The sequence below is a fragment of the Actinomadura sp. 6K520 genome, assembly GCF_004349245.1.
Taxonomy (GTDB): domain Bacteria; phylum Actinomycetota; class Actinomycetes; order Streptosporangiales; family Streptosporangiaceae; genus Spirillospora.
This window is the reverse complement of sequence record NZ_SMLC01000026.1, coordinates 19,631-44,274: the sequence shown is the minus strand read 5'-3', so window position 1 is coordinate 44,274 and position 24,644 is coordinate 19,631. Positions and strand designations below refer to the sequence as shown.

23 protein-coding genes are annotated in these 24,644 nt (G+C 73.2%); 14 read left to right on the top strand and 9 right to left on the bottom strand.

Going from position 1 to position 24,644, the window contains the following annotated elements:
* Window positions 1-260: 260 nt before the first annotated feature.
* The 5 genes from E1289_RS09900 to E1289_RS09880 all read left to right on the top strand — a co-directional run bounded on the left by E1289_RS09900 (window position 261) and on the right by E1289_RS09880 (window position 5,090).
* The gene (locus tag E1289_RS09900; protein ID WP_131977812.1) at window positions 261-1,247 is read left to right on the top strand and encodes an ABC transporter substrate-binding protein; all 987 of its coding nucleotides are present in this window, start codon (window positions 261-263) and stop codon (window positions 1,245-1,247) included.
* Entirely contained in the window at window positions 1,244-2,020 is a 777-nt protein-coding gene (locus tag E1289_RS09895) for an ABC transporter permease subunit (protein ID WP_131977809.1), read from the top strand. The genes E1289_RS09900 and E1289_RS09895 overlap by 4 nt, the downstream gene beginning before the upstream one ends.
* A 5-nt stretch (window positions 2,021-2,025) precedes the next feature.
* Window positions 2,026-2,820, top strand: a complete 795-nt coding sequence (locus tag E1289_RS09890) for an ABC transporter permease (RefSeq protein WP_131977869.1) — start codon at window positions 2,026-2,028, stop codon at window positions 2,818-2,820.
* Window positions 2,821-2,875: 55 nt separating this feature from the next.
* Entirely contained in the window at window positions 2,876-3,712 is an 837-nt protein-coding gene (locus tag E1289_RS09885) for an ABC transporter ATP-binding protein (RefSeq protein WP_131977806.1), read from the top strand.
* A 115-nt stretch (window positions 3,713-3,827) separates the two neighbouring features.
* Window positions 3,828-5,090 (top strand): flavin-dependent oxidoreductase, encoded by a 1,263-nt coding sequence (locus E1289_RS09880; protein ID WP_131977803.1) that lies wholly within the window; start codon window positions 3,828-3,830, stop codon window positions 5,088-5,090.
* Between the two features lie 29 nt (window positions 5,091-5,119).
* On the opposite strand, the gene E1289_RS09875 is transcribed toward E1289_RS09880, so the two are convergent.
* From E1289_RS09875 to E1289_RS09855, 5 genes are all read right to left on the bottom strand, one after another.
* Window positions 5,120-6,892, bottom strand: a complete 1,773-nt coding sequence (locus E1289_RS09875) for a bifunctional 3'-5' exonuclease/DNA polymerase (protein ID WP_131977800.1) — start codon at window positions 6,890-6,892, stop codon at window positions 5,120-5,122.
* Between the two features lie 121 nt (window positions 6,893-7,013).
* Entirely contained in the window at window positions 7,014-7,520 is a 507-nt protein-coding gene (locus E1289_RS09870) for a DUF4234 domain-containing protein (RefSeq protein ID WP_131977797.1), read from the bottom strand.
* A gap of 206 nt (window positions 7,521-7,726) precedes the next feature.
* The gene (locus E1289_RS09865) at window positions 7,727-9,235 is read right to left on the bottom strand and encodes a metallophosphoesterase (protein WP_131977794.1); all 1,509 of its coding nucleotides are present in this window, start codon (window positions 9,233-9,235) and stop codon (window positions 7,727-7,729) included.
* A gap of 439 nt (window positions 9,236-9,674) precedes the next feature.
* Window positions 9,675-10,589 (bottom strand): YegS/Rv2252/BmrU family lipid kinase, encoded by a 915-nt coding sequence (locus E1289_RS09860; RefSeq protein ID WP_131977791.1) that lies wholly within the window; start codon window positions 10,587-10,589, stop codon window positions 9,675-9,677.
* A 9-nt stretch (window positions 10,590-10,598) separates the two neighbouring features.
* Window positions 10,599-12,254, bottom strand: coding sequence for an FAD-binding oxidoreductase (locus tag E1289_RS09855; protein ID WP_131977866.1), 1,656 nt, complete (start codon window positions 12,252-12,254; stop codon window positions 10,599-10,601).
* A 73-nt stretch (window positions 12,255-12,327) separates the two neighbouring features.
* Between E1289_RS09855 and E1289_RS09850 the strand changes: the two genes are divergently transcribed.
* The 4 genes from E1289_RS09850 (at window position 12,328) to E1289_RS09835 (ending at window position 16,036) form a co-directional block, all read left to right on the top strand.
* The gene (locus E1289_RS09850) at window positions 12,328-12,984 is read left to right on the top strand and encodes a TetR/AcrR family transcriptional regulator (protein ID WP_131977788.1); all 657 of its coding nucleotides are present in this window, start codon (window positions 12,328-12,330) and stop codon (window positions 12,982-12,984) included.
* Window positions 12,981-14,534, top strand: coding sequence for a glycerol-3-phosphate dehydrogenase/oxidase (locus E1289_RS09845; protein ID WP_131977785.1), 1,554 nt, complete (start codon window positions 12,981-12,983; stop codon window positions 14,532-14,534). Before E1289_RS09850 ends, E1289_RS09845 begins: the two co-directional genes overlap by 4 nt.
* A gap of 111 nt (window positions 14,535-14,645) precedes the next feature.
* Window positions 14,646-15,554, top strand: coding sequence for a sucrase ferredoxin (locus E1289_RS09840; RefSeq protein ID WP_131977782.1), 909 nt, complete (start codon window positions 14,646-14,648; stop codon window positions 15,552-15,554).
* A gap of 185 nt (window positions 15,555-15,739) precedes the next feature.
* Window positions 15,740-16,036, top strand: a complete 297-nt coding sequence (locus E1289_RS09835) for a WhiB family transcriptional regulator (protein ID WP_021600082.1) — start codon at window positions 15,740-15,742, stop codon at window positions 16,034-16,036.
* Between the two features lie 258 nt (window positions 16,037-16,294).
* On the opposite strand, the gene E1289_RS09830 is transcribed toward E1289_RS09835, so the two are convergent.
* The 3 genes from E1289_RS09830 to E1289_RS09820 form a co-directional block, all read right to left on the bottom strand.
* Complete coding sequence (locus E1289_RS09830; protein ID WP_131977779.1) at window positions 16,295-16,999, bottom strand: phosphoribosyltransferase family protein; 705 nt, start codon at window positions 16,997-16,999, stop codon at window positions 16,295-16,297.
* Window positions 17,000-17,149: 150 nt separating this feature from the next.
* Window positions 17,150-18,181: an aryldialkylphosphatase gene (locus E1289_RS09825; protein ID WP_131977776.1), complete on the bottom strand. Its 1,032-nt coding sequence runs from the start codon at window positions 18,179-18,181 to the stop codon at window positions 17,150-17,152.
* A 39-nt stretch (window positions 18,182-18,220) separates the two neighbouring features.
* The gene (locus E1289_RS09820; RefSeq protein WP_243712726.1) at window positions 18,221-19,447 is read right to left on the bottom strand and encodes a YihY/virulence factor BrkB family protein; all 1,227 of its coding nucleotides are present in this window, start codon (window positions 19,445-19,447) and stop codon (window positions 18,221-18,223) included.
* A gap of 714 nt (window positions 19,448-20,161) precedes the next feature.
* Here E1289_RS09820 and E1289_RS09815 point away from each other — a divergent pair.
* The 5 genes from E1289_RS09815 (at window position 20,162) to E1289_RS09795 (ending at window position 23,744) form a co-directional block, all read left to right on the top strand.
* Window positions 20,162-21,814, top strand: a complete 1,653-nt coding sequence (locus tag E1289_RS09815) for a nitrite/sulfite reductase (protein WP_131977773.1) — start codon at window positions 20,162-20,164, stop codon at window positions 21,812-21,814.
* Window positions 21,811-21,996 carry an Insertion element protein gene (locus tag E1289_RS09810; protein WP_243712725.1) on the top strand — a complete coding sequence of 62 codons (186 nt, stop codon included), beginning with the start codon at window positions 21,811-21,813 and terminating at the stop codon, window positions 21,994-21,996. Before E1289_RS09815 ends, E1289_RS09810 begins: the two co-directional genes overlap by 4 nt.
* Entirely contained in the window at window positions 21,993-22,703 is a 711-nt protein-coding gene (locus E1289_RS09805; protein ID WP_131977770.1) for a phosphoadenylyl-sulfate reductase, read from the top strand. Before E1289_RS09810 ends, E1289_RS09805 begins: the two co-directional genes overlap by 4 nt.
* A gap of 17 nt (window positions 22,704-22,720) precedes the next feature.
* A complete protein-coding gene (locus tag E1289_RS09800) occupies window positions 22,721-23,455 on the top strand; it encodes a sirohydrochlorin chelatase (protein ID WP_131977857.1) in 735 nt (244 codons plus the stop codon).
* A 67-nt stretch (window positions 23,456-23,522) separates the two neighbouring features.
* Window positions 23,523-23,744, top strand: coding sequence for a hypothetical protein (locus E1289_RS09795; protein ID WP_131977767.1), 222 nt, complete (start codon window positions 23,523-23,525; stop codon window positions 23,742-23,744).
* Here E1289_RS09795 and E1289_RS09790 read toward each other — a convergent pair.
* Complete coding sequence (locus tag E1289_RS09790) at window positions 23,741-24,493, bottom strand: DUF1707 domain-containing protein (protein WP_243712724.1); 753 nt, start codon at window positions 24,491-24,493, stop codon at window positions 23,741-23,743. The genes E1289_RS09795 and E1289_RS09790 overlap by 4 nt on opposite strands.
* Window positions 24,494-24,644: the final 151 nt, after the last annotated feature.

Below are 24,644 nucleotides of genomic sequence, written 5' to 3'. Positions count from 1 at the left end.
GGGTCGTGTCACCTGCCCGCACCACTGTGGGCAAGCGCGGAACATTGCAACACAGAGCAACCATCATGGCCAACCCGAATGATCACACAGGTCTAGACTTGTGATGTAGGAGACGTAAATGTCACAGCTTGCTCATGTGTGTTCACATATGTGCACGTAAAGCTGGCATCTCCCCCATAGCGCGCCCGCGGTGCGCTACGCTCCCCGCTCGTTGAAAGATCAGCTTTCAGCCAGCTTCCCCCGCAAATGGAGCATTGATCATGTCTGCTTCCCACCGCCGCACCATCCTCGGCGGCGCACTGGCCATCGCGCTCGGGCTCACCATGGTCGCCTGCGGCGACTCCGACGAGGGCTCCTCGGCCAACGGCCTGGAGAAGACCGATATCACCCTCGGCACCATGACCATCGCCGACACCGCCCCCGTGCAGATCGCCATCGACAAGGGCCTGTTCAAGGCCGAGGGCCTGAACGTGAAGACGGAGGTCATCCAGGGCGGCGCCGCGGGCATCCCGCTGCTCAAGAGCGGCCGCCTGGACTTCAGCTTCGGCAACTACGTCTCGCTGCTGACCGCCGGCATCAAGGACCCCGGCTTCAAGCCCAAGATCGTCGCCGAGGGCTTCCAGAGCGCCTCCAAGACCCACACCGTGATGGTGCGCAAGGACTCGCCGTACCGCACGATCAAGGACCTCGAGGGCAAGAAGATCGGCGTCAACACCCGCCGCAACATCAGCACGCTGCTCGTCCGCGCCGCCGGCAAGCCGCAGGGCGTCGAGCTGGACGAGGACAAGAACTTCGTCGAGGTCGCCCCGCCCGCCATGGAGCAGGCTCTGAAGTCCAAGAGCGTCGAGGCCGTCCAGGCGATCGAGCCGTTCGGCACCCAGATGCAGCAGTCGATCGGCGCCCGCATGATCTCCGACCTGTCCAGCGGCCCCACCGCCGACTTCCCGATCGCCGGCTACGCCGCCACCGAGAAGTTCATCCAGGACAACCCGAAGACGACCGCCGCGTTCCAGCGCGCGCTGCAGAAGGCGCAGGGCATGGCGGCCGACCGTAAGCTCGTGCAGGACATCCTGCCGACCTACGCCAAGGGGATCACCGAAGAGGTCGCCTCGACCATGAGCTACGGCACGTTCCCGACCACGCTGAACGCCACCAGGCTCCAGCGCGTGGCGGACGTGATGCTCCAGTTCGGCTACGTCGAAGAGAAGATCGACGTCAAGAAGTTCATCGCCGAATCGGCCGCATGAATCATCGCCGCATCGTCTTCGGCGCCGCCGGGGTGGCCGGTGCGGTCGCAGTCCTCGAGGTCGTGAGCCGTACCGGCCTCGTGGACGCGTCCGCCCTCCCCCCGGCGACGACCGTACTGGGGGAGGCCGGGAAGCTCGCCGTCGACGAGGAGTTCCTCGTCGACGTCGCGGCGACGCTGCAGGCATGGTTCGGCGGGCTCGCGCTGGCGGTGCTCGTGGCGGTGCCGCTGGGCGTCCTGCTCGGCTCGGTACCGCTGCTGGGCACCGCCGCCCGCGCGCTCGTCGAACTCATGCGGCCCATCCCCTCGGTCGCGCTGATCCCGCTCGCCATCATCCTGTTCGCGGACCCGACGCAGATGAAGATGTCGCTGATCTTCTACGCGTGCCTGTGGCCGATCCTCATCAACACCCTGTACGCGCTCCGCGACGTCGACCCGGTCGCGAAGGACAGCCTGCGCAGCTTCGGCTTCGGAACGCCGTCGGTGCTGTGGCGCGTCTCGCTGCCGAGCGCCGCGCCGTTCATCACCACCGGCGTCCGGATCGCCGCCTCCGTCGCGCTCATCGTGGTGGTCAGCACCGAGCTTCTGGCCGGCGGGGTCGACGGCGTCGGCATCTACCTCAGCTCCACGCAGGCCGGCGGTGGCCGCACGGACCTGCTGCTGGCCGGGGCCGTCTGGGCCGGTGTCCTCGGGCTACTCGCCAACCTGGCCCTTCTCGGGCTGGAACGGATCGCGTTCAGGTGGCACTCGGCGAAGGTGGAGGGCGTCACGTGAGCCTCATGAAAGCCCTGCGCGGGTTCGTCGAGCGCGCCTGGCTCGTCGTCCTGGTCTTCGTGCTGTGGGAGGTCGTCACCCGCGCGGTGAACGAGACCTACTTCCCGCCGCCGACCCGGATCGCCCAGGCGCTGCACGAGCTGTGGTTCTCCGGGCCCGCGTCCAGCCTGTTCCTCACCGAGAACGCCACCGACGACTTCTCCACCAGCCTCACCCACCTGTTCATCGGGTGGGGCGCCGCGGGCGTCGCCGGCGTCGTGGTCGGCGCGGCCATCGGCCGGTCGCAGATCCTCTACGACATGGCGAGCCCGGTACTGGAGTTCTTGCGCGCGGTGCCGCCGCCGACGCTGCTGCCCTTCTTCATCATCGTGTTCCAGCTGGGCGCCACCATGCAGATCGTCACGATCGCGTTCGGCGTGGTGTGGCCGGTGCTGCTGAACACCTGCGAAGGCGTCCGCACCGTGGAGTCCCTGCAGCTGGAGACGGCCAAGGTGTTCGGCATCGGCCGGTTCCGCCGGCTGGTGACCATCATCCTCCCCGGGGCCTCTCCCAAGATCTTCGCGGGGCTGCGGGTCGCGCTGTCGTTCGCGCTGATCCTCATGGTCATCTCCGAGCTGTTCGGCAGCACCGCGGGCATCGGCTCCGAGCTCATCGGCGCCCAGCGCTCGTTCGAGCTCCCCCGGATGTGGGCCGGCATCGTCATGCTGGGCATCCTCGGCTTCGTGTTCAACGCCGTGTTCATGCTCCTGGAACGCCGCGTGCTGGCCTGGCACATCGGTGCCCAGCGGCTCGCGACTTGACCGATGCCCCCACGCTGACGACCCTCATGACGTACACACAGAAAAGGTGGCCGTGATGCTTCAGATAACCGGCCTCACCCACTCCTACGGAGGAGACGGGCTCAAGGTCCTCGACGGCCTCGACCTCACCGTCCCGGACGGGCAGCTGGTCAGCATCGTCGGGCCGTCCGGCTGCGGCAAGTCCACGCTGCTGCGCTGCATCGCCGGGCTGATCCAGCCGACCGGCGGCAGGCTCACGCTGGACGGCAAGCCGGTCAACGGCGTGCCCGACGACCTCGCGGTGGTGTTCCAGGACTACAGCCGGTCGCTGTTCCCCTGGCTGAGCGTCCGCGACAACGTGGCGCTGCCGCTGCGCCGGCGCGGGAAGTCGCGCTCGGAGCGGCGGGCCGCCGCGGAAGAGGCCCTGGAGTCGGTGGGCCTCCACGACGCCGGACGCAAGTACCCGTGGCAGCTGTCCGGCGGCATGCAGCAGCGCGTGTCGATCGCGCGGGCACTGGCCTACCGTCCCTCGCTGCTGCTGATGGACGAGCCGTTCGGCTCCGTCGACGCGCAGACCCGGGAGGACTTGGAGGACCTCGTCCTCCAGGTGCACCGCACGGAGAAGATGACGATCCTGCTGGTCACCCACGACATCGACGAGAGCGTCTACGTCGGTGACCGGGTCGTCGTCCTCAACCGCTCGCCCGCCCGGGTGCACGCCGACCTGCCCGTCGGGCTGCCGTCCGTCCGCGACCAGATCGACACCCGCGGCCTGCCGGAGTTCGTCCAGCTGCGGGCCGAGGTCGGGCGGCTGGTCCGCGGCGGCGCGCGGGTGCCGGGCGCGGCCCCCGCCGACACGCGGCCGGCCGGGGCGGCGAAGGCGGAGGGGGCCGGCGCGAAGCCGGCCCGCTGACGCACGGCTCGACTGCACGAACCACCGCCGTGCGCGGCGGTCGAGGAACGAGACCGGGGCGGGCGGGGCCGCCGGCACACCGGCCCCGCCCTGCCCGGACAACGGAGGGCGATTCATGCGCGTACTCATCGTGGGTGCGGGGATCGGCGGTCTCACCACCGCCCTGAGCCTGCACGCGGCCGGTGTCGAGGCGCTCGTCGTCGACTCCGCCGTCCGGCTGCGGCCGCTCGGCGTCGGCATCAACCTGCTCCCGCACGCCGTGCGGGAGCTCACCGAGCTGGGGCTCGGCGACGAACTCGCCGAGACCGGCGTCCCCACCGCCGAGACGGTGCACTTCGACCGGTACGGCGGCCGGATCTGGGCCGAGCCGCGGGGACGCGCCCTCGGCTACCGCTGGCCGCAGTACTCCATCCACCGCGGCGAACTGCAGATGCTGCTGCTGGACGCCGTCGTGGCGCGGCTCGGCGAGCAGGCCGTCCGCACCGGGACCGTGTTCGAGGGCTTCGAGCAGGACGGGGACCGCGTGCGGGCCCGGCTGCGCGACCGCGCGTCCGGCACCGCCGACACCGGCACCGCCGACGTGCTGATCGGCGCGGACGGCCTGCACTCCGCCGTCCGGGCCCAGCTGAACCCGGGCGAGAAGGCGCCGCTGTGGAACGGGATCAGGATGTGGCGCGGGGTCACCGAGGGCGAGCCCTTCCTGACCGGGCGCACCCTGGCCATCGCGGGCAGCAACGCCGCGTCCAAGATGGTCGTCTACCCGATCTCCATGCGCGCCGAGCGCATGGGCAGGGCGCTGCTGAACTGGGTGGCCGAGGTGAGGCTCAGGGACGACCGGCTTGAGGAGGCCGCCGACTGGAACCGGACGGGCCGCCTGGAGGACGTGCTCCCCCACTTCGCCGACTGGACGTTCGACTGGCTCGACATCCCGGCGATGCTGTCCGGGGCGGCGGAGATCCTCGAGTACCCGATGGTCGACCGCGATCCCCTCGACCGCTGGACGTTCGGCCGGGTGACCCTGCTCGGCGACGCCGCCCACCCGATGTACCCGATCGGGTCGAACGGCGGGTCCCAGGCGGTGCTCGACGCCCGCGTCCTGGCGCACGAGCTGGTCAGGGCCGCCGATCCCGCCGCGGGTCTGCTCGCCTACGAGCGGGAGCGCCGCGAGACGGTCAACGCCATCGTGCTGGCCTGCCGCGACATGCCCGCCGACCGGATCCTGCAGACGGTCAGCGAGCGCGCCCCGCGCGGTTTCGCGGCCATCGAGGACGTCCTGGCGCCGAACGAGCTGGAGACCATCAGCGGCGCCTACCGGCAGACGTCCTTCGACGACGTCGACGCCCTGAACACCCGCGCGTCCTACACGATCGCCGGCTGAGCGCACCGGCCGCGGGCGAGCGCGGGCGGCTACTTGGCGTCGGCGTACCGGTCCACGATCGCGATCTCCATGGGGAACACGACGGGGGTGTCGCCGAAGAGGAGCCGCCGCGCCTCCCCGGCCGAGTCGCGGACGGCGGCGGCGACGTCCGCGGCCAGCTCCGCCGGGGTGTGCACGATGACCTCGTCGTGCTGGAAGAACACCAGGCGGGGACCGGCGGACGGGCCGGAGCCGAGCGCGGTGAGGCGGCGGCGCAGCGAGGCGAGCAGGGCGAGCGCCCAGTCGGCGGCGGTCGCCTGGACGACGAAGTTGCGGGTGAAGCGGCCCCGGCTGCGCAGCGCCTGCGCGGCCGGGCTCCGCCGCTCCGGGTGGGGGCCGTCGTCCCCCGCGGCGGTCAGCTCGCGCCAGCCGGCCGACGGCGGCGGGCAGGTGCGCCCCAGCCGGGACCGGACGAGCCGCCCGCGCTCCCCCGCCCGGGCGGCGGCCTCCACGTACTCGAACGCGTCGGGGAACCGGTTCTTCAGGACGGCGAGGAGCCGCACGGCCTCACCCGTCCCGCCGCCGTACATGGCGGACAGCAGCGCTAGCTTGGCCTTGTCCCGCGCGCTCATCCCGTCCTCCGGCACCGTCGCCGCTCCCGGCCCGGAGTCGAAGGCGCCGGAGAGGGCGGCGTAGAGGTCGCCGTGGGCGGCGGCCTCGGCGAACGCGCGGTCGCCCGCGAGGGCCGCCAGCACCCGGGGTTCGAGCTGGGCCGCGTCCGCGACGACGAGCGACCAGCCAGGGTCGGCGACGACGGCGCTGCGCAGGACGCGCGGGATCTGCAGGGCGCCGCCGCCGCTCGTCGCCCACCGGCCGGACACCACCCCGCCGGCCACGTACTCGGGGCGGAACCGCCCGCCGCTGACCCAGGTGTCCAGCCACGCCCAGCCGTGCGCGGTGTGCAGGCGCGCGAGTTCCTTGTACTCCAGCAGCAGCGGCACCGCGGGATGGTCGACGCCCTTGAGCACGTGGGCGCGTGTCGAGGGGATCGGGTGCCCCGCCGACGCGAACGCCTTGAGGAGCTGCGCCGGGGAGTCGGGGTTGACGTGCGTGCGCGGGCCGAACGCGGCGCCGATGCGGTCGGCGAGATCCTGGAGCCGGCGGGGACGCAGGCCGCCGGAGGGGCGCGGTCCGAGCAACTCGGTGAGCAGCGCGTCGTGCTCGGCGGCCGACCAGGGCAGCCCGTCGTGCCCCATCTCGGCCGCCGCCAGCGCCCCCGCCGACTCCGCCGCCGCGAGCAGCGCGAACCGTCCTGCGGCCCCCGGCCCGCCACCGGCCGATCGGCGAGTTCCGCCCGGCTCACCCTTCAGCCCGGCGATGGCGCGCTGCTGCTCGGCGTGCACGGCGACGACCTGCGCGATGTCGTCGGCGGGCTCGTCCCGGTCGGCATCGTCGTCGAAGAGCGACGCCTGCGCCGGTTTCTCCCGCGGCGGTGCGTCCGCGGGCACCGGCTCCCCGCGGGCCCGCGCCCACGCCGCCCGGACCGACCGCGGCTCCCCGTACCGTCCCGCGTGGCCGAGCAGAAGGCTCTCGACCAGTTCCAGGTCGTGGCAGCGCCCCACCCGCACGCCCGCGTCCAGCAGCCGGGGGTAGAGCCGCACGGTGGACGGCCACACCCAGCGCGGCGCCTCGGACCGCTCCCGCTCCCCGATGGCCGCGACGAGGTCGGGAACGTCCTGGGCGGGCCCCGCGGGCGTCCCGTCCTCGGCGAGCGGCCGGAGCGCTCCCCCGCCGCGCACCCCCACCGCCACAGCGACCTTCACGGGCTCATTCTGACGCGCGCCACCGACACGGCGCGCACGCGAAGACCCCTCCGCGACGGGTGGGGCGGAGGGGTCTGCGGCGGGGCCAGGGCCGTAGCCCCCGGGGTGTGCGGCCCGCCGGTCAGGCGACGAGCGAGACCTGCTGGCCGGGCGGGGTGTCGCCGTAGCGGTCGACGACCTTGTTGAGCTGGAGCTGGTAGTAGAGGACTCCGAAGCCGAAGATGCCGAGCAGGAATCCGATGCCGCCGCTGCAGGTCGCGGGGAGGCCGGCGGCGCGCTGCGCCGCCGCGATGCGGCCGCCGAGCTTGACGAACATGACCAGCGGCCAGATGCCGAGCGTGACCGCGCCGAAGAGCATCGACAGCAGCGCGTTGACCGCGGAGTCGCCGACGCGCCGGTCGTACGCGTGCAGTTCGGCGTGGACCTTGTAGAACCACACGAGGCCGTAGATGCCGAAGGTGATGATCGGCAGGCCGAGCCAGGCGGCGACCGGGTTGCGGCGCTTCATGTTGGCCCCGGCGCCCACGGCGGCGGGTGCCTGCTGCTGCTGCTGGTGGACGGGCGCGTGACCGCCCTGGTGGACCTGCTGCTGGTAGTGCTGGCCCTGACCCTGCTGTGGGTAACTCATGGTGGTGCTCTTCTCCTGTGACGCGGTCTCTTTCCGGCCGACCGCCTGTTACCGATCACCCGTCTGACGAGCCACGACTGTAACGGCATTGCCGCACGTCCCGCGCCAGGAACACCCCTTTTGCCAACTCTTCTGGGCGATTCTCCAATCTCAGCGGCCCGGGCACCGCCCCCGCCACCGCCGCGACCACGCGACGATCCCGACGATCAGCGCAGCGGAATGGCGACCTCGTCCTCGCAGGGCGGGTTGGTCTCCTGGTCACCGCAGCCGGTGGCCGCGTGGCAGCGGATCCGCAGTTGCGACTCGGTCACGTCCACGCGCAGGAAGCTCTTGAAGAACGGCGGGTCGTCCCAGTCGGCCAGTTCCGAGCGAAAACGCTGCGGCAGCTTGTGCACCGGGGCCCGCAGGAACCGGGGGCGGTGCCGGCCACCGCGCGGGACGCCCAGGAGCGCCGCGACGAACCGCGCGCGGAAGGAGGGGTCGGGGCTCTGGTATCCGCGGGCGGGCGTGATGCCGAGCCTGCGCCGGACGGCGGCCGTGGCCTCCTCCGGGGTCAGCTCGAAGAGCTTCGGCAGCCGCAGCCAGCGGCCGTACAGCTTGCTGTAGCGGGACAGGGAGTCGCCGCGCAGCGGGTAGCAGCGGAACCGGTCCTCCTCGACCACGCGGGTCCGGGGGATCGTGTGGGTGGCGTGCATGAACGCGCCTCCGCCGCCGGAGACGATGTACTGGATCGTCCGCCCGTCGCCGGCCGGGACCGGGTAGCGCTGGTAGTTGTGGATGTCGCCGCCGATCGCGGCCACGTAGTTGTGGGCCGGGTCCCGGACGATCTCGTCCACGGTCCCGCCGCCCTCGATCTTCCCGGGCCGGTGCTCGTCGTCCACGTACAGCGGTTTTCCGGTCACGAGCAGTTTGGGTTTCGGACCAGCGGAGACCTCACGCAGCCAGCGGCCCTGGCCGCGGTCGATGGTGCCCGTGATGCCGGTGTCGATGCCGATGACGCGCAGCGACGGCGTGTCGATCGCCCAGTACGGGCCCGGCTGGACGGACCGCTGGCCCGGCGCACCCCGGTACCGGCGGCGGGCCTCCTCCAGCGCGCGGGCGTCCAGTTCGCCCGGTGAGCGCCACAGCAGGCGGGGCACGAAGGAGAGCGGGCCGCGCCACGGCGGCGGGGAGCAGTCCGTGTCCAGCTCGCAGAAGACGTTCAGGAAGCCGCGCAGGCCGTCGTACCAGTCGTGGTTGCCCGGGATGGCGTAGATGGGGGCCGGATAGTCCTTGTAGGGGCGGAAGAACTTGCCCGGGTACTGGTCCGCGTCGCCCGCCGGGTAGATCACGTCGCTGGCGATGATCATGAAGTCGGTGCCGGCGGCGGCGTTCAGCAGCGGCGGGACCACGGCGTACTGCGACCGGTCGCCCTCGCCGGTGTCGCCGAGCAGGGCGAACGAGAACTCGGGCTCGGAGCGGTGGACGGTGAACGCGGCCGGCGTGCCCCGTTCGCGCAGCGCGGCGACGCAGCGGCGGCGGATCGCGTTCGAGGGATCGCCGAACAGGTGCGCCACCACGTCGTTCCGGGAGCGCCACAGCACCCTCGGGCGGCGCCAGGAGAAGTCGGGGACGCGCTCGGGCAGCAGGTCGTGGAACGTGCCGGGTTTCCGGCAGACCCATCCGGCGCCTGCCTCTGAGGTGCGCGAGTTGTCGGGGTACTCCTCGGCACTCACGGGGACGCCTCCGGGGGGAGAGCCGTTCCGTCCGGCGCGTGTCCGCGCGCAGGCTCCGGGCAGCCTGCCGTGGGCGAAAGGCTCGGGTAGGGGTTCGCACAGCCTGGCCGGAGGCGATCTCGGCCGTCAAGCGACTCGCCGCGGCCGGCGTGTGATCTTCACGCGGGCGGCCGGTCGCGCGTGTGCGTGGTGGACGCCGGCGCCACCCCCAGAGACGCCGGCGCCACCACGACGAGGGCGCCCGCGGGTGGTCATGAGTCCCCCCAGAACGGCGAGCAGTCGCCTTCTCATGACCCCGTCCGCAGACGGCCCCAACGGTCCCTAAGCGGGACGTAACTGACGCTATCCGAGGAGCCGTAATGCGGGCGTAAACAGACCCAAACTTCCCGGCCAACTCGGGGACATGACGTTCTCGCAGGTCAGAGGCGGATGCGAGGGGTCAGGGGGCCAGGACGCGGAGCGCGCCGGGCATCACCCGGGCGGTGACCGGCAGCACCCCGGGCAGTTCGCCGTCCGCGCCGTACGGGAGCGTCCTCCCGGGCGGCCCGGTCAGCTCGATCCGGACCTCGCGGCCCCGCATGACCTCGACCTCCGGCCGCCGTACGTGCGTCCCGTCCGCCAGCTCCCGCATCACGGAGAAGAACAGCTTCTTCGGCGCGCTCCGGATGAGGATCACGTCGAGCATCCCGTCGTCCACGCGGGCGTCCGGCGCGATGTGCTTGCCGAATCCGTAGTAGCCGGAGTTCGCCGCGACGACGGTGTAGCCCTTCCGGGCGAACGACTCGCCGTCCACGGTGATCAGGTAGTCGGCGGCGCGCCACGAGATGATCGCGCGCAGCGCCCCGACGTAGTAGGCGGCGGAGCCGCGCAGCAGCCGCGTGTTGTTGGCGTTGTCGTTGGCGACGGCGTCCACGCCCGCGTAGACGCTGCCGAGCACGGGCGTGCCGTTGGCCTCGATGGCGTCCACCGCGCGCGGCTCGCCCTCCAGCAGCAGCTTGGCCAGCTCCTCCGGGTCGGACGGGACGCCGAGCTGCCGCGCGAAGTCGTTGCCGCGCCCCGCCGGGACGATGCCGAGCACCGCATCCCTCCCGGCGTCCAGGCCGGCCAGGGCGCCGCCCACGCAGCCGACCATGCCGTCGCCGCCGACGCCGAGCACGACCCGCCCGGTGCCGGCGGCGGCGCGGGCGACGTCGTGGGCGTGGCCGAGGCCGCGGCTGTACTCGACGGCGACGTCGGCGCCCGCCTCACGCAGCAGCCGGGCCAGCGTGATCAGCGACGAGGCCGAGGCGGCGTCGCCCGCCGCCGGGTTGACGATCGCGGTGAACGAGCGCGGACCTTGCTCGGGGCCGGGCATGTGCTGTGCTCACTCCTCTGCGGCCAGCGGGATGAGCACGCCCGGGTTCAAGATCCCGGCGGGATCGACCCGCTCCTTGACGGCGCGGAGCACCGCCGCGCCCAGCGGCCCGATCTCCCGGGCGTACCAGTCGCGGTGGTCGGTGCCCACCCCGTGATGATGACTGATCGTCCCGCCCGCGTCGATGATCGCGTCGTTGGCGGCGCGCTTGGCCGTGTCCCAGTGCGCCACCGGATCGGCGCCCTGCGCGGACACGACGGTGAAGTACAGGGACGCGCCGGACGGGTAGACGTGCGAGATGTGGCACATCAGCAGCGGTGGCGTGCCCCCTCCGGACAGCGCGCCGATCAGCGCGGACCGGACGGCGTCGTACAGCCGGGGGATGTCCGGCCAGAACGCGGCGGTCTCCAGCGTCTCCACGAACGCGCCCGCGTCCAGCAGGGCGTCGCGCAGGTAGGGGGCGTTGAACCGGCCGTGCTCCCACTTCTCGCCCGGCCCGGTGCCGAGCGGCTCGCCGCCGGCGGCGCGCAGCACGTCCGCCGCCTCGGCCCGCCGTTCGGCGACCCGCCGCGCGGTGCCCTCGAACCCGAGCACCGCCAGGCATCCGGCGGCCCCGGCCTGGCCGGCTCCCTCCTCCGCCCCCCGCCCCGGCGTTCCGATCGCGGCCGGGTCGGCGAGCCCGACCATGGTCTCGGTCTCGTCGGAGAGCCGCAGGACCGCGGGCAGCGGCCCGTCCTGGGCGAGCCGGCGCAGCGCGGCCGCGCCCTCGCCGAACGACGCGAACCGCCAGCCCTCGTACTCCCGCGCCTCCGGGACGGGATGGATCCGCACGGTCACGGAGGTGATCACGCCGAAGGCGCCCTCGGAGCCGAGGACGAGCTGCCGCAGGTCGGGACCGGCGGCGGACTTCGGCGCGCGGCCGAGGTCGAACGTGCCCTCCGGGGTGGCGGCCGTCAGGCCCACCACCATGTCGTCGAAGCGCCCGTATCCCGCGGACGCCTGCCCGCTGGACCGCGCCGCCGCGAACCCGCCGATCGACGCCCACTCGAACGACTGCGGGAAGTGCCCGAGGGTGTAGCCGCGCTCCCCCAGCCGCGCCTCGGCGGCCGGGGCGCGCAGGCCGGGCTGCAGGACGGCCGTCCGGGCGGTCTCGTCGACCGAGACGACGGCGTCCATGCGCCGCAGGTCGAGCGCGATGAACGCGCCGGCGCCCGCGCCGTCGCCCCTGCCGCCGACCGTGCCGTCGAGCGAGGGCGCCAGCCCGCCGACGACCGAGGTGCCGCCGCCGAACGGGACGACCGCGATCCGGCGCTCCGCGCAGGACCTCAGCACGGCGAGGACCTCGTCGTGCGAGCCCGGGAGGACGACCGCGTCGGGCGCGTCCGCCGTCTCGCCGGCGCGGATGCGCAGCAGGTCGGGCGTCGACTTGCCGCGGGTGTGCCGGACGCGCGTCTCGGTGTCGGCGCGGACGTTGGAGTCCCCGACGATCTTCGCCAGCGCGGTCAGCTCGCCGTCGCCGAGGCGGCAGCCGGGGACCTCGACGTCGGCGAGGGCGGCCGGGGGCCGTTCGGCGGGCCGCACCCCGAGCATGTCGCGCAGCAGCCCCGCCACCGGTTCCGGCAGCGGCGCGGCCCGGCCCGGATCGCCCCAGCCGCTCCACAGCATGTCCCGCGTCTCCACCCGCGCCTCCCGTCACCGGCCTGCCGCCGGCCTCGAAACTGTGCTTACACTGTGACACATGACGTCGAATCGTCACAAGAAAGCGGGCCGCGCCCTCCGGGTACGCCACGGGGCGGAGCGTGACGGCACGGGCGGTGCACGCACCGCCGACGACACCGTCCTCGACGCGGCCCGCGACTGCGTGCTGGCCGTCGGGGTGCGCCGCACGACCCTGACCGACATCGCCCGCCGCGCCGGGGTGTCCCGGATGACGCTGTACCGCCGCTGGCCGGACGTCCGCACGATCGTCGCCGACCTGATGACCCGCGAGTGGGTCGGGCTCGGCGACTCGCTGCAGCCCCCCGACGACGGCCGCCCCGTCCGGCCCCGCTTCGTGTCGGGCCTGGTCACCGGGGTACGGACGTTCCGCGACCACCCGCTGCTCCGCAAGATCATCGAGGTGGACCCGGAGCTGCTGCTCCCCTACGTCCTGGACCGCTGCGGCGCGAGCCAGCTGGTGTTCCTGGAGCTGTTCGAGGAGGCGCTCCGGGCCGGGCACGCCGACGGCACCGTCCGCCGCGACCATCCGGCCCGGCAGGCGCGGGCGGTGCTCCTGGTCGTCCAGTCCTACGTCCTGTCGGCGCCGACGATGCTCGACGACGCCGACCCCGACCTCGGCTCCGACGCCTTCGACGAAGAACTCCGCCACATCCTGGAGAGGATGCTCGCGCCGTGAACACTCCGGAATTCGACGCACGGACGTCGCTCAACGCGGCGCGCAGGGAACGCGAGCTCGCCGCACTGCCCGGCGAGGTGGTGGACGTCCTCGTCGTCGGCCTCGGCGCGACCGGCGCGGGCGCCGCACTGGACGCCGCGTCCCGGGGGCTGTCGGTCGCCGCGATCGACGCCCACGACCTGGCGTTCGGCACGTCCCGGTGGAGCTCCAAGCTCATCCACGGGGGCCTGCGCTACCTCGGGTCCGGGCAGGTGGACGTGGCGTACGAGAGCGCGGTCGAGCGCGGCGTCCTCATGCGGCGCACCGCCCCGCACCTCGTCCGCGCGCTGCCGTTCGTGATGCCGATGACCCCGGCCGTGTCCGGCTCCCGCGCGCTGGCCGTCGGCGCAGCGGTGCGCGCGGGCGACGTGCTGCGGCTCGCCGCGCGCACCCCGCGCTCGGTGCTGCCCGGCCCGCGCCGCCTTTCGCCGGTCGAGACGCTGCGCCTCGCGCCCCCGCTGCGGCCGTACGGGCTGCGCGGCGGCCTGCTGTCCTGGGACGGCCAGCTCGCGGACGACGCGCGCCTGGTCACCGCGCTCGCCCGGACCGCCGCCGGTCATGGCGCCCGCATCCTCACCCGCTGCCGGGCGGTCACGCTGACCGGGGACGGCGCGCACGTCCGGGACGAGCTGACCGGCCGCGAGTTCGGCGTCCGGGCGCGGTCGGTGGTGAACGCGGCCGGCGTCTGGGCGGGCGGCCTGGTGGACGGGGTGCGGCTGCGCCCGTCGCGCGGTACCCACATCGTGGTTGGGGCGGACACGCTGCGCGGGCTGTCGGCCGGGATGCAGATCCCCGTCCCGGGCGCCGCCAGCCGGTTCCTGCTGGTGCTGCCGCAGGGCGACGGCCGGGTCTACGTGGGCCTGACCGACGAGGCGGCCGACGGGCCGATCCCGGACGTGCCCGAGCCGACCGAGAGCGAGATCGGGTTCCTGCTCGACATCCTCGGTTCGGCGCTGGACGTCCCCGTGCGGCGGGCCGACGTGATCGGCGCGTACGCCGGGCTGCGTCCCCTGCTGGATCTCGGCCGCGGGGGCGACACCGCCGACATCTCCCGGCGGCACGCCGTGCTGACCTCGCGGGACGGCGTCGTGACGATCGTCGGCGGCAAGCTCACCACCTACCGGCGGATGGCGCAGGACGCCGTCGACGCGGCGGCCCGCGCCGCCGGGCTCGACGTCGCGCCGAGCCGGACCGCCCGGCTGCCGCTCGTCGGCGCGGGCCCGCGGGACCGCCTGGACGCGCTGGACGCGCCGTCCCGCCTCGTCCAGCGGTACGGGATCGAGGCGCCGCTGCTGACCGCGCTCGCCGCGGAGGACCCCGCCCTGCTCGAACCGGTCGTCCCGGGGCTGCCGGTCCTCGGCGCCGAGCTGGCCTGGGCGGTACGGCACGAGGGCGCGCTGGACGCGGGCGACCTCCTCGACCGCCGCACCCGGATCGGGCTCGTCGCACCGGACCGCGCGGCGGCGCTCCCGGCCGCCGAGGCGCTGCTGCCCCGCGCCGCCCTGCGCTGACCAGCCCCGTTTCCGGGGGGCGGCCCCTGATCACGAATTCGGCCCGCCGTGTTTGCCCGCCGTGCGTTAGGTTACCCTTACCTAATCGACGAAGATCGACGGGGGGTCTCCTTGACGCGTGGCAACGGCTGCGGGCACTGCCCCGGCAGCCACACCGGAGAGCGGCCGTGCCTGGCGAGCGCGACCGCCAAGGCGGGCGCCTGGCTGCTCATCGAGCATCCGGGCCCGTGGCCGGAGCGCGTCGAGGACCTGGCCCGGCCCGCGCCCATCGCCGAGGCCGTGCGCGCGGCACAGCGGGCGGGCGTGCGGCCCCAGCTGATCCGCCGGCCGGGACGCCGCCGCGGCATCCCGCCCGTCCAGGTCTACGCCGCGTTCTCGCGCGGCACCGAGGTCTGGATCGAGGGCCGGGAACTGGCCGACCCCGCGGAACTGCGGGAACTCGACCTGGGCGCGCTGGCCGCGGGCCGGTCCCCCGGCCTCGGGGAGCCGGTGGCCGAGCCGGTGCTGCTGGTCTGCACGCACGGGCGCCGCAACGCCTGCTGCGCCCGCACCGGTGCGCCGCTGGCCCGGGCGCTCACCGCACGTTTCGGGCGCCTCGTCTGGGAAACCACCCATGTCGGCGGTGACCGATTTGCAGCGAATTTGGTATGTCTTCCCCACGGGCTCTACTACGGCGACCTGGACGAAACCCACGCGGTGACGGCGGCGGACGCCTACCTGCGCGGCGAGGTCGCCCTGGACCGGCTGCGCGGGCGCGGCGGGACGCCGGAGCCGGCGCAGGCCGCGGAGCACTTCGTCCGCGCGCACACCGGCCGCCTGGGGCTGGACGAGGTGACCGTGGTGTCGGTCACCGGGGGAACATCTCGGTACGAAACGGTCGTTGCTCTACAGGAGAGCCGTTACCGGGTCGTCGTCGAGAGCGTCCGGCAGTCGTCCCCCTGCGGGGCCGACTGCGGGGAGAACATGAAAACCTACGTTGTTAGGGAACTCACCCTTCTCAACGAGGCGGCACTCGTGTAATCTCTCTGAGGCCCCATTCGAGGGTCTCCGGCCGCACGTCCCCAGGTTTCCCGGTGCAACCGGGCGGGGAACAGAGCGGCAACTCTGGACGTTGGACCATTCGGCGCTTCTGGCTTCATGTCATCCGAAGCATGTCGGGCGTCCATGTCCTGAAATTGTTCGAAACCAATCAAGGTGGGTGTTCCATGGCTCAGGTACGTCGGCAGGCAAACCTCCCTCGTCCCAGCTGGGGCTGGCAGGACGCCGCGGCGTGCCGGGGGGAAGACCTCGTCCTCTTCTTCGGTCCCGACGGTGAGCGTCAGCCCGAGCGAGAGATCCGCGAGCGCAAGGCGAAGCAGATCTGCATGGGCTGCCCCGTCCGCACGGAGTGCCTGGACTACGCGGTTTCCAGGCCCGAGAAGTACGGCACGTGGGGCGGTCTGAACGAAGACGAGCGCGCGTCCGAGCGCCGTCGCCGGATGCGTCGCGCCAACGCCGCCTAGCCGAGCACGCAGGCCGCCAGAACGCTCCCATCGCGAACCCCGGCACGCCACCGAAAAACGACACGGCCCCGCCCTGCGGGGCCGTTTGCGTTGCCCGGACCCGGTCCATCCGCCCGGGGAACCGGACACTTCGCCCCCGGGTGCGCCACCTGTGACTCAGATCGCTCCCCGACTTTCCACCGAACCGGCGCTTTTACCGCAACCGCCCCCGCGGTGCGGCCATTTTTCAGAAAGTGGCCGCACCATTTTTCCGCGGCGTCAGCTCGGCTCCCGGCTCCGCGCCGCGCGGTCCAGCCAGGCGATCACGTCGTCGTCGGTCAGCTGCTCGAAGTCGCGGTACCACTGGCCGACGGCGCGGAACTCCGCCGGCGCGGCCGGCACGACCAGATCGTCCACCTCGGCCGCCAGGCCGCCGACGGTCTCGGCGGCGCCCACCGGAACCGCGAGGACCAGTCGGGACGGCCCGCGCTCGCGCAGCGCCCGCACGGCGGCCCGCGCGGTGCCGCCGGTGGCGAGGCCGTCGTCCACCACGATCACCGGCCGGCCCGCCGTCTCCGGCAGCGGCCGCCCGCGCCGGTAGACCTCGACCCGGCGGCCCAGTTCGGCGCGCTCCGCGGCGACCGTGGCCTCCAGGTCCTGCTCGCGCAGCCCCAGCCGGTGCAGCAGCCCGGCGTCGAACACCGGAGCGCCGCCCTCGGCGATCGCGCCGACGCCCAGTTCCGGCTGCGGCGGGTATCCGATCTTGCGGGTCACCAGGACGTCGAGCCGGGAGCCCAGCCGCCGCGCGATCTCGTAGCCGACGGGCACGCCGCCCCGCGGCAGGGCCAGGACGGCCGCGCCCTCCAGGCCCATCAGGGCGAGCCGCTCGGCGAGCACCCGGCCCGCCTCCGCGCGGTCGGTGTAGGGGAGCCGGAGGCCTTCGCCCCGCCGGAGGTCGTCACGTGCGGATCCGCTCCAGGACATCGGCACAACCCCCTTCCGAGGGTTGCCCTACCCACTCCACGGCCCTTACAGGCGCGTACAGCGCCGATTACGGGCGGATGAGAGGCGCCCCGGGACGGCCCGGGACGGCCCGGCCGCCACCGGCGGTTCCGCGCGGGCGCGGCCGGCCGGCTAGGAGCCGGTGAGCCAGCGGAGCGGGTTGTCGCGCAGGATCGCCGCGAGGGTGGCGTCGTCGGCGCCCGCCGCGCGCAGCGCGGGCAGGAACGTGTCGAACAGGTACCCGAAACCGGCGGCGCCGTAGCGGGTGAGCTGGGCCCGCCGGGAGATGCCGGTGCTCAGCAGTACCCGGGAGGCGTGCCCGGCCTCCAGGAGGTCCATGACGCAGCGGACCCGGGCGCCGATCGCCGCGTGGTCCTCCCCCGCGAGGCCGAGCGTGCCGAACGAGACGTAGCCACCGGTCTCGGCGATCTTGCGGTGCTGGCCGGGGTCGTCGACCCGGTCCTGCTGGCCGACCGCGACCCGGTCCGGGGCGAGCCCGGCGGCGGTGAGGATCTCCAGCTGGGCGAGGCCCGCGCGGCCGTAGGTCGCCACCGACAGCCCGGAGTAGCGGGCGGCGCGGGCGGCGGCGCGCAGGCACAGCTCCTCGGTCTCGGTCGGCGCCTCGCCCCACGTGCCGATCTCGCCGATGACGCCCGGCAGGGCGTTGGTGCCGTCCATGCCGAAGCCGACCTCCGCCAGCAGCCGCTCGGCCAGGCGCTCAACACCGGACGGCCCCTCCGGCTCCTGCCGGGGGGTCTGGGGGTTCGTCCCCCCAGATTGATACCGCCCGGTCCCCTGCGCGAGGGTCTCGCGGACGAACGCGGGGTGGAAGGGCTCGGTGAACACGCCCGTCCCGGCGACCACGGCCACCCGGGAGCCCGCGCTGATGCGGGCGAGGGCGGCGGCGTTGCGTCCCATGCCGGAGCAGGTGAGGTCCACGACCAGGCCGAGACCGTGCTCCTTGCGCAGCGTGTTCAGCTCCCGCTGGACGGTCTTCTCCTCGTCCAGCACGCGGCCCGGATCGGACTCGACGAGCTTCGGGCGCGCCGCCCAGCGCAGGTCCAACTGCAGGTGCTCGTGGGACAGCACCGGCCCGGTGACCTCGGACGTCGCGATCATACCGGTCACGGTCCGGAGCCGGCCGGTCTCCTCTCGGGGGGTCATGTCAGGCGAGGTTACGACATGTTTTGCCTTATCAGGACCTCAGGCGGGGTTTCGTTTGCTCTCCGTGTCCTCGTCGCCCGCCGGCTCGCCGGCCCGCGCGTCGCGGACGGCCCGCGCCCGCGCGGTGTCGGCGGACGGCCACAGCCGGTCGATCTCGGCGTTCAGCGCGGCCCCGATCAGCACCGCGAGCGCCGCCACGTACAGCCAGGCGAGGACGGCGATGGCGGCCGACAGCGACCCGTAGACCGACACGCCGCTGAGCGACCCGGCGAGGAAGTACCGCAGCCCGAAGCTGCCGACGATCCAGATGAGCAGCGCGAGGACGGCTCCGGGCAGGTCCCGCCACCAGGGCGTCCGCACCGGGACGCTCAGGTGGTACAGCGTCGCGAGGAAGACGATCGACAGGGTCACCACGACCGGCCAGTACAGCGCCTGGACGAGCCCGGCGCTCTCCGGCAGCGCCTGCTGCACCAGCGCGGGCCCCGCCACCAGCAGCGGGATGACGGTCAGCATGACCAGCAGGCCGATCAGGTACAGGAAGAACGCGCGCAGCCTCGTGCGGATCACGCCGCGGATGCCGGACAGCCCGTAGGCGATGCTGATCGTGTCGATGTAGACGTTCGTCGCCCGCGACCCCGCCCACAGCGACAGGAGGAAGCTCAGCGACACGATGTCCGGGCTCCCGCCGCGGATCACGTCGTCGATCAGCGGCACGACCACCGTGTCGACCGCGGGGCCGGTCAGTACCGTCCGGGCCTGTTCGATCACCCAGGTGCGGATCTCGGTCACGGTGCCGGGCTGGAACAGCCCCCGCAGGTGCCCCATCGTGCCGATCAGGCCGATGACCAGCGGCGGCAGGGACAGCAGCGCGAAGAACGCGGCCTCGGCCGCCAGCCCGGTCACCCGGTAGCGGAACGCCCCGGCCGCGGTGCCCTTGGTGAGCGCCCAGACGACTCCGGCCGCCGCGCCGATCCCGGCACGGGCGCGGTCGCGAATCCGGGCGGCGATGCCCGGCGCCGGGGCCGGCTCCGCGCCGGCGCCCTGCGCCTTCGCGACGCTCGCGCCGGGGCCGTCGGCGTTCTCCGCCGCGACGTCGTCCGCGTCCCCGGGCGCGTTGCCGGGCGAGTTCTCAGGCGCGTCGCCGGGCGGGCCTTCGGGTGGGTGGGCGGCGCCCGGGGCCGGGGCGCCTTGCCCCTTGCCCTGGCCCTCGTCCTGTTCGGAGTCCCCGCGCGGCGGGACGCCCTCGGCGTCGGAGACGGTGGTCACACCGCCCCACCGTAGAGCGTTGCGGGTCCGGAACATGTCCCCTCGCCCATTTCGGTGCCTCGCGCGTCGCGTCGCGTCGCGACCGCCTCCCCAGCCCTTCCGTCGCGCGGGCGCGTGGCCCGTCCCCCGCGCATCCCCTCGCTCATACCCGCTTCGACGACCGGGAACGTCATCCGGATCATGATCATTTCCGATGAACCGGGCATCGGCCTTCATAGGCGACAATGGAGACATGATCTGCCGGTCGTGCCGAGACCACCGCCACGGGGAGTGCCGTGGCGGCTCGTGGTGCGACTGCCAGCACCGTCCCGCTCCGGCCACGCCGGGGCACGGGCGCCGGGACACCCCCGCCGGCGACCGCGACGGCACCCCGGTGACCGGTGAAGAGGGCGAGCCTCCGGTGAACTGGCGGCGGCAGGGATGACGCATGTCACCCGTCCGCATGCCGGACGTCACTGGACAGCCCGCGAGACCGCGTGTCATGGTTCAGGTATGACTGCTGCGGACCCGTTGCTGGCCAAGCGCCGGCACGTGGACTTCCTGCGCGTCCGCAGCGCGATCTGTCGGTGACGCCCCGACCACGCAGCCCCAGTTCAGGCGGGCGCGTGGCGCATCGGCGTCACCTTTGACATCACCCTGCTCAGCGTCGAGCCGGCTGCCTCAGACTGCCGGTGCGCTACGCGTCCCCCACGACCACAGACGAGGACGCGCGCCGTGCCACCCGCGATCAAACGCAAGAAGGCCGAGGGCCAGTGGGCCCTCGGCTACCGCGAACCGCTCAACAAGAACGAAGAGAACAAGAAGAACGACGACGGCCTGAACGTCCGCCGGCGCATCATCGACATCTACTCCAAGACCGGCTTCGACTCGATCGACCCCGCCGACCTGCGCGGCCGCTTCCGCTGGATGGGCCTGTACACGCAGCGCAAGCCCGGCATCGACGGCGGCAGGACCGGCGCGCTGGAGGACGAGGAGCTCGAGGACCGCTACTTCATGATGCGGGTGCGGATCGACGGCGGGCAGCTGAGCGGCCCGCAGCTGCGCACCATCGCCGACATCTCCACCCGGTACGCCCGCGGCACCGCCGACATCACCGACCGGCAGAACGTCCAGCTGCACTGGGTGCGGATCGAGGACGTCCCGGCGATCTGGGAGGCCCTCGAATCGGTCGGCCTGCACACGATGGAGGCGTGCGGGGACGTCCCGCGCACCATCATCGGCTGCCCGCTGGCCGGGATCGCGGCCGACGAGGTCATCGACGCGACCCCGCAGCTGCGCGACATCCACGACCGCTACATCGGCTCCCCCGAGTTCTCGAACCTGCCGCGCAAGTACAAGACGGCGCTGTCGGGCTGCACCTCGCACTGCACCGTCCACGAGATCAACGACATCGCGTTCGTGGGCGTGGTGAACGAGGAAGGCGAGACCGGCTACCAGGTGTTCGTCGGCGGCGGGCTGTCCACCAACCCGATGTTCGCGCAGAGCCTCGGCGTGTTCGTCAAGCCCGAGCAGGCCACCGAGGTCTGGCACGGCGTCACCTCGGTCTTCCGCGACTACGGCTACCGGCGGCTGCGCAGCCGCGCCCGGCTGAAGTTCCTGGTGAAGGACTGGGGCGCGGAGAAGTTCCGCGAGGTGCTGGAGAAGGAGTACCTCGGGTACGCGCTGCCGGACGGCCCGGAGCCCGCCGCCCCGCTCGCCAGCCGCGACCACGTCGGGATCCGCCCGCAGCGGGACGGCAACTTCTACGTCGGGTTCGCCCCGCGCGCCGGCCGGGTGAGCGGCGAGATCCTCGGCGTCATCGGCGAGCTGGCCGACCGCTACGGCTCCGGCCGGGTGCGGACCACCATCGAGCAGAAGATGGTGATCCTGGACGTCCCGGAGGAGAACACCGAGGCGCTCGCCGACGAGCTGGCCAGGCACGACCTGCAGGTCCGCCCGTCCACGTTCCGGCGGCACACGATGGCGTGCACCGGCATCGAGTACTGCAAGCTCGCGATCGTCGACACCAAGCAGCGCGCCATGGACCTGATCGACGAGCTGGAGGAGCGGCTCCCCGACTTCGACCAGCCGCTGACCATCAACGTCAACGGCTGCCCGAACGCCTGCGCCCGCATCCAGGTCGGCGACATCGGCCTGAAGGGCCAGCTCGTCGTGGACGAGAACGGCGACCAGGTCGAGGGCTTCCAGATCCATCTGGGCGGGCAGCTCGGCGCCACGTTCGGCAAGAAGGTCCGCGGGCTGAAGACCACCTCGGCGGGGCTGACCGACTACGTCGAGCGCGTCGTCCGCAACTACGACAAGCAGCGCGACGAGGGCGAGACGTTCGCGGAGTGGGTGCAGCGCGCCGACGAAGCGGACCTCAAGTGAGCGCGGCGTCCCCGGGCGGCGAGCGGATGGCGCCGTTCTACTGCCCCTACTGCGGTGAAGAGCACCTCGAACCGCGTGCGGAGCACGGTTCGTGGTTCTGCCCCGACTGCGTCCGTTCCTTCACGTTGAAATTCCTCGGTGTCGGTGTTCCCGCCACCACGAGCAAGGAGATCCCTCGGTGACCCTTCTGGAGACCGACAGACCTACCCTTGACCTGGAAGACATCGTCGAATCCGCCTCCGCCGCGCTGGAGGGCGCGCCCACGCTGGAGATCATCCGCTGGGCCGCCGCCACCTTCGGCGACCGCATCTGCCTCACCTCGTCCATGTCGGACGCGGCGCTGATCCACCTGGTGTCGAAGGTGAAGCCCGGCATCGACGTGCTGTTCGTCGACACCGGCTACCACTTCGCCGAGACGATCGGCACCCGGGACGCGGTCGAGGCCGTCTACCCGGTGAACGTCGTCAACGTCACCCCGTCGCGCACGGTCGAGGAGCAGGAGGCCGCCCTCGGCCCGCGGCTGTTCGGCCGCAACCCCGACCTGTGCTGCCACCTGCGCAAGGTCGAGCCGCTCGGCCGCGCGCTGGAGGGCTACATGGCGTGGTTCAGCGGCATCCGCCGGGACGAGACCGCGACCCGCCGCGACCGCCGCGTCGTCGAATGGGACCGCAGGCGCGGGATGGTCAAGGTGAACCCCATCCTGGACTGGAGCCAGGAGGACATGGACAACTACATCGAGGACAACGGGGTGCTCGTCAACCCCCTGCACTACGACGGCTACCCGTCGATCGGCTGCGCGCCGTGCACGAGCCCGGTCGCGCCCGGCGAGGACCCCCGCAGCGGCCGCTGGGCCGGGATGGGGAAGGTCGAGTGCGGAATCCACCTTTGAGCCGGCCGGCGGTGCCGATGGTCGCGGTGGCGCACGGGAGCCGCGACCCCCGGGCCGCCGCGACCGTCGCGGACCTGCTCGGCGCGGTCCGGGAACGGCGCCCGGAGCTCCCGGTGCACGCCTCGTTCCTCGACCACGGCCCGCCCGCGCCCGACCGAGTCGTGGCCGGCCTCGCCCTCGACGGCGCGGAAGAGACGATCGTGCTGCCGCTCCTGCTCACCGCCGCCTACCACAGCAAGACCGACATCCCGGGTGTCCTGCACCGGGTGCGCGGGCGGCACCCCCGGCTGCGGCTCCGCACGGCCGGGACGCTGGGCCCGCATCCGCTGCTGACGGGCGCCCTGGAGCGCCGCCTGACCGAAGCCGGAGTGCAGCCCGGTGATCCGGACGTGGCCGTCGTCCTCGTCTCCGCGGGTTCCAGCGACGCCTCCGCCAACGCGACCATCGCTCGGCTCGCCCGCGAGTGGCGGCCGCGCGGCTGGTGGGGCGTGGTCCCCGCCTACGCGTCCGGCACCGGCCCCGGACCGGCCGCGGCGGTGACGGCCCTGCTGGACGCGGGCGCTCCCCGCGTCGCGGTGGCGTCGTACTTCCTGGCGCCGGGCTACTTCGCCGACAAGGTCAGGAACGCGGCGCTGGCCGCGGGCGCCGCCGCGGTGTCGCCCGTCCTCGGCGCGGCCCCGGAGGTCGCCGACCTGATCCTCCGCCGCTACGACGAGGCGCTCGTCACGTCCACCGCGGCCACGGCGGTCTGACGGCACCCGGTCGCACGGGGCCGGCCGGGGGCGTTCGACGCGCCGCTGGCCGGGTATGCGGCCTCCCATGGAACGGGAAGATCTCGGACACGAGCCGGAAGAGACCCACGACCGCGAGTTCGCGCCGGTCAACGAGCGCTCCGACGCCCGGGGCCGCACCGCCCCGGCCGGGGAGACGACCAGCGGCACGGGCACGCCGGGCGTGGACGTCGAGCACCCCGACACGCTCCCGCCCGACGAGGAGGGCGTCGCGGAGGCCGAACGCCACGACGACTCCCGCCGCCGCTAGCCGGGCGGCCGGCGGTCGCGCCACCAGTCCGTCAGGGCGCGGCGGAACGGCGCGTGGTGCTCATCGTCGACGATCTTGATGTCCCCCATGACGGCGTGGGCGGTGACGCGGACGACGGGCACCCGGGCGCCCGGCTGCGCCTCCCGGACGTTGACCTTGCGGTCGCCGAGGAAGGCGTGGCCGGACAGCACGACGCTGACGCCGTCCGGGACAATGATCTTCACGTCGCCCATCACGGCGGTGGCGGAGATGCTGATCTCGCCGGTGGGGACTTGGGCGCCGCGCAGGTCGAGCTGCACGTCGCCCATGACCGCCAGCGCCTCCAGCGGGCCGTCGATGCGTCCGACGAGGCGCTCCGTGCAGTCGCCCATCACGGCACTGAACTTGCGCTGGACCTGGCGGGGCGCGGGGTTGGCGCCGGGGGCGCCCATGCCGGGCAGGTCATCGGTGATGCGGTCGAGTTCGCCGCGGGTGACGGCCGCGTAGGCGGCCTCGCTGCGCTCGGTCAGTTCCTCGAAGGTGAGCCGCCCCTCGACGGAGGCGATCCGCAGCCGCTCGACGACGGCCTCCCGCTCGGCGTCGGAGGCCCGCATCGCGTCCGGCCCCGCCTTCCCGCCCGGGGACGGCGCGCCTCCGGGGGCCGCGTCGAGCGAGTCGTCGGTGCCGGGCCGGTCGGGGTACAGGTCCTGCCGCCGGTCCCGCGGGCGGCACGGGGACGGCCGCTCAGGCTGCGGACTGGACTGACTCATGCTTCCGAAGGTATGCCCCCGCGGGGGCGGGACAATCCGCCGCGCGGACGAGATCGCCTCACCACTTGAGGAGGATGGACCTCCGGCGGGGGTACGGGCAGGATCAATGGTTGCCCGAACCCGGTTCTGTATCCTGCGTGGCAGCGGAGTG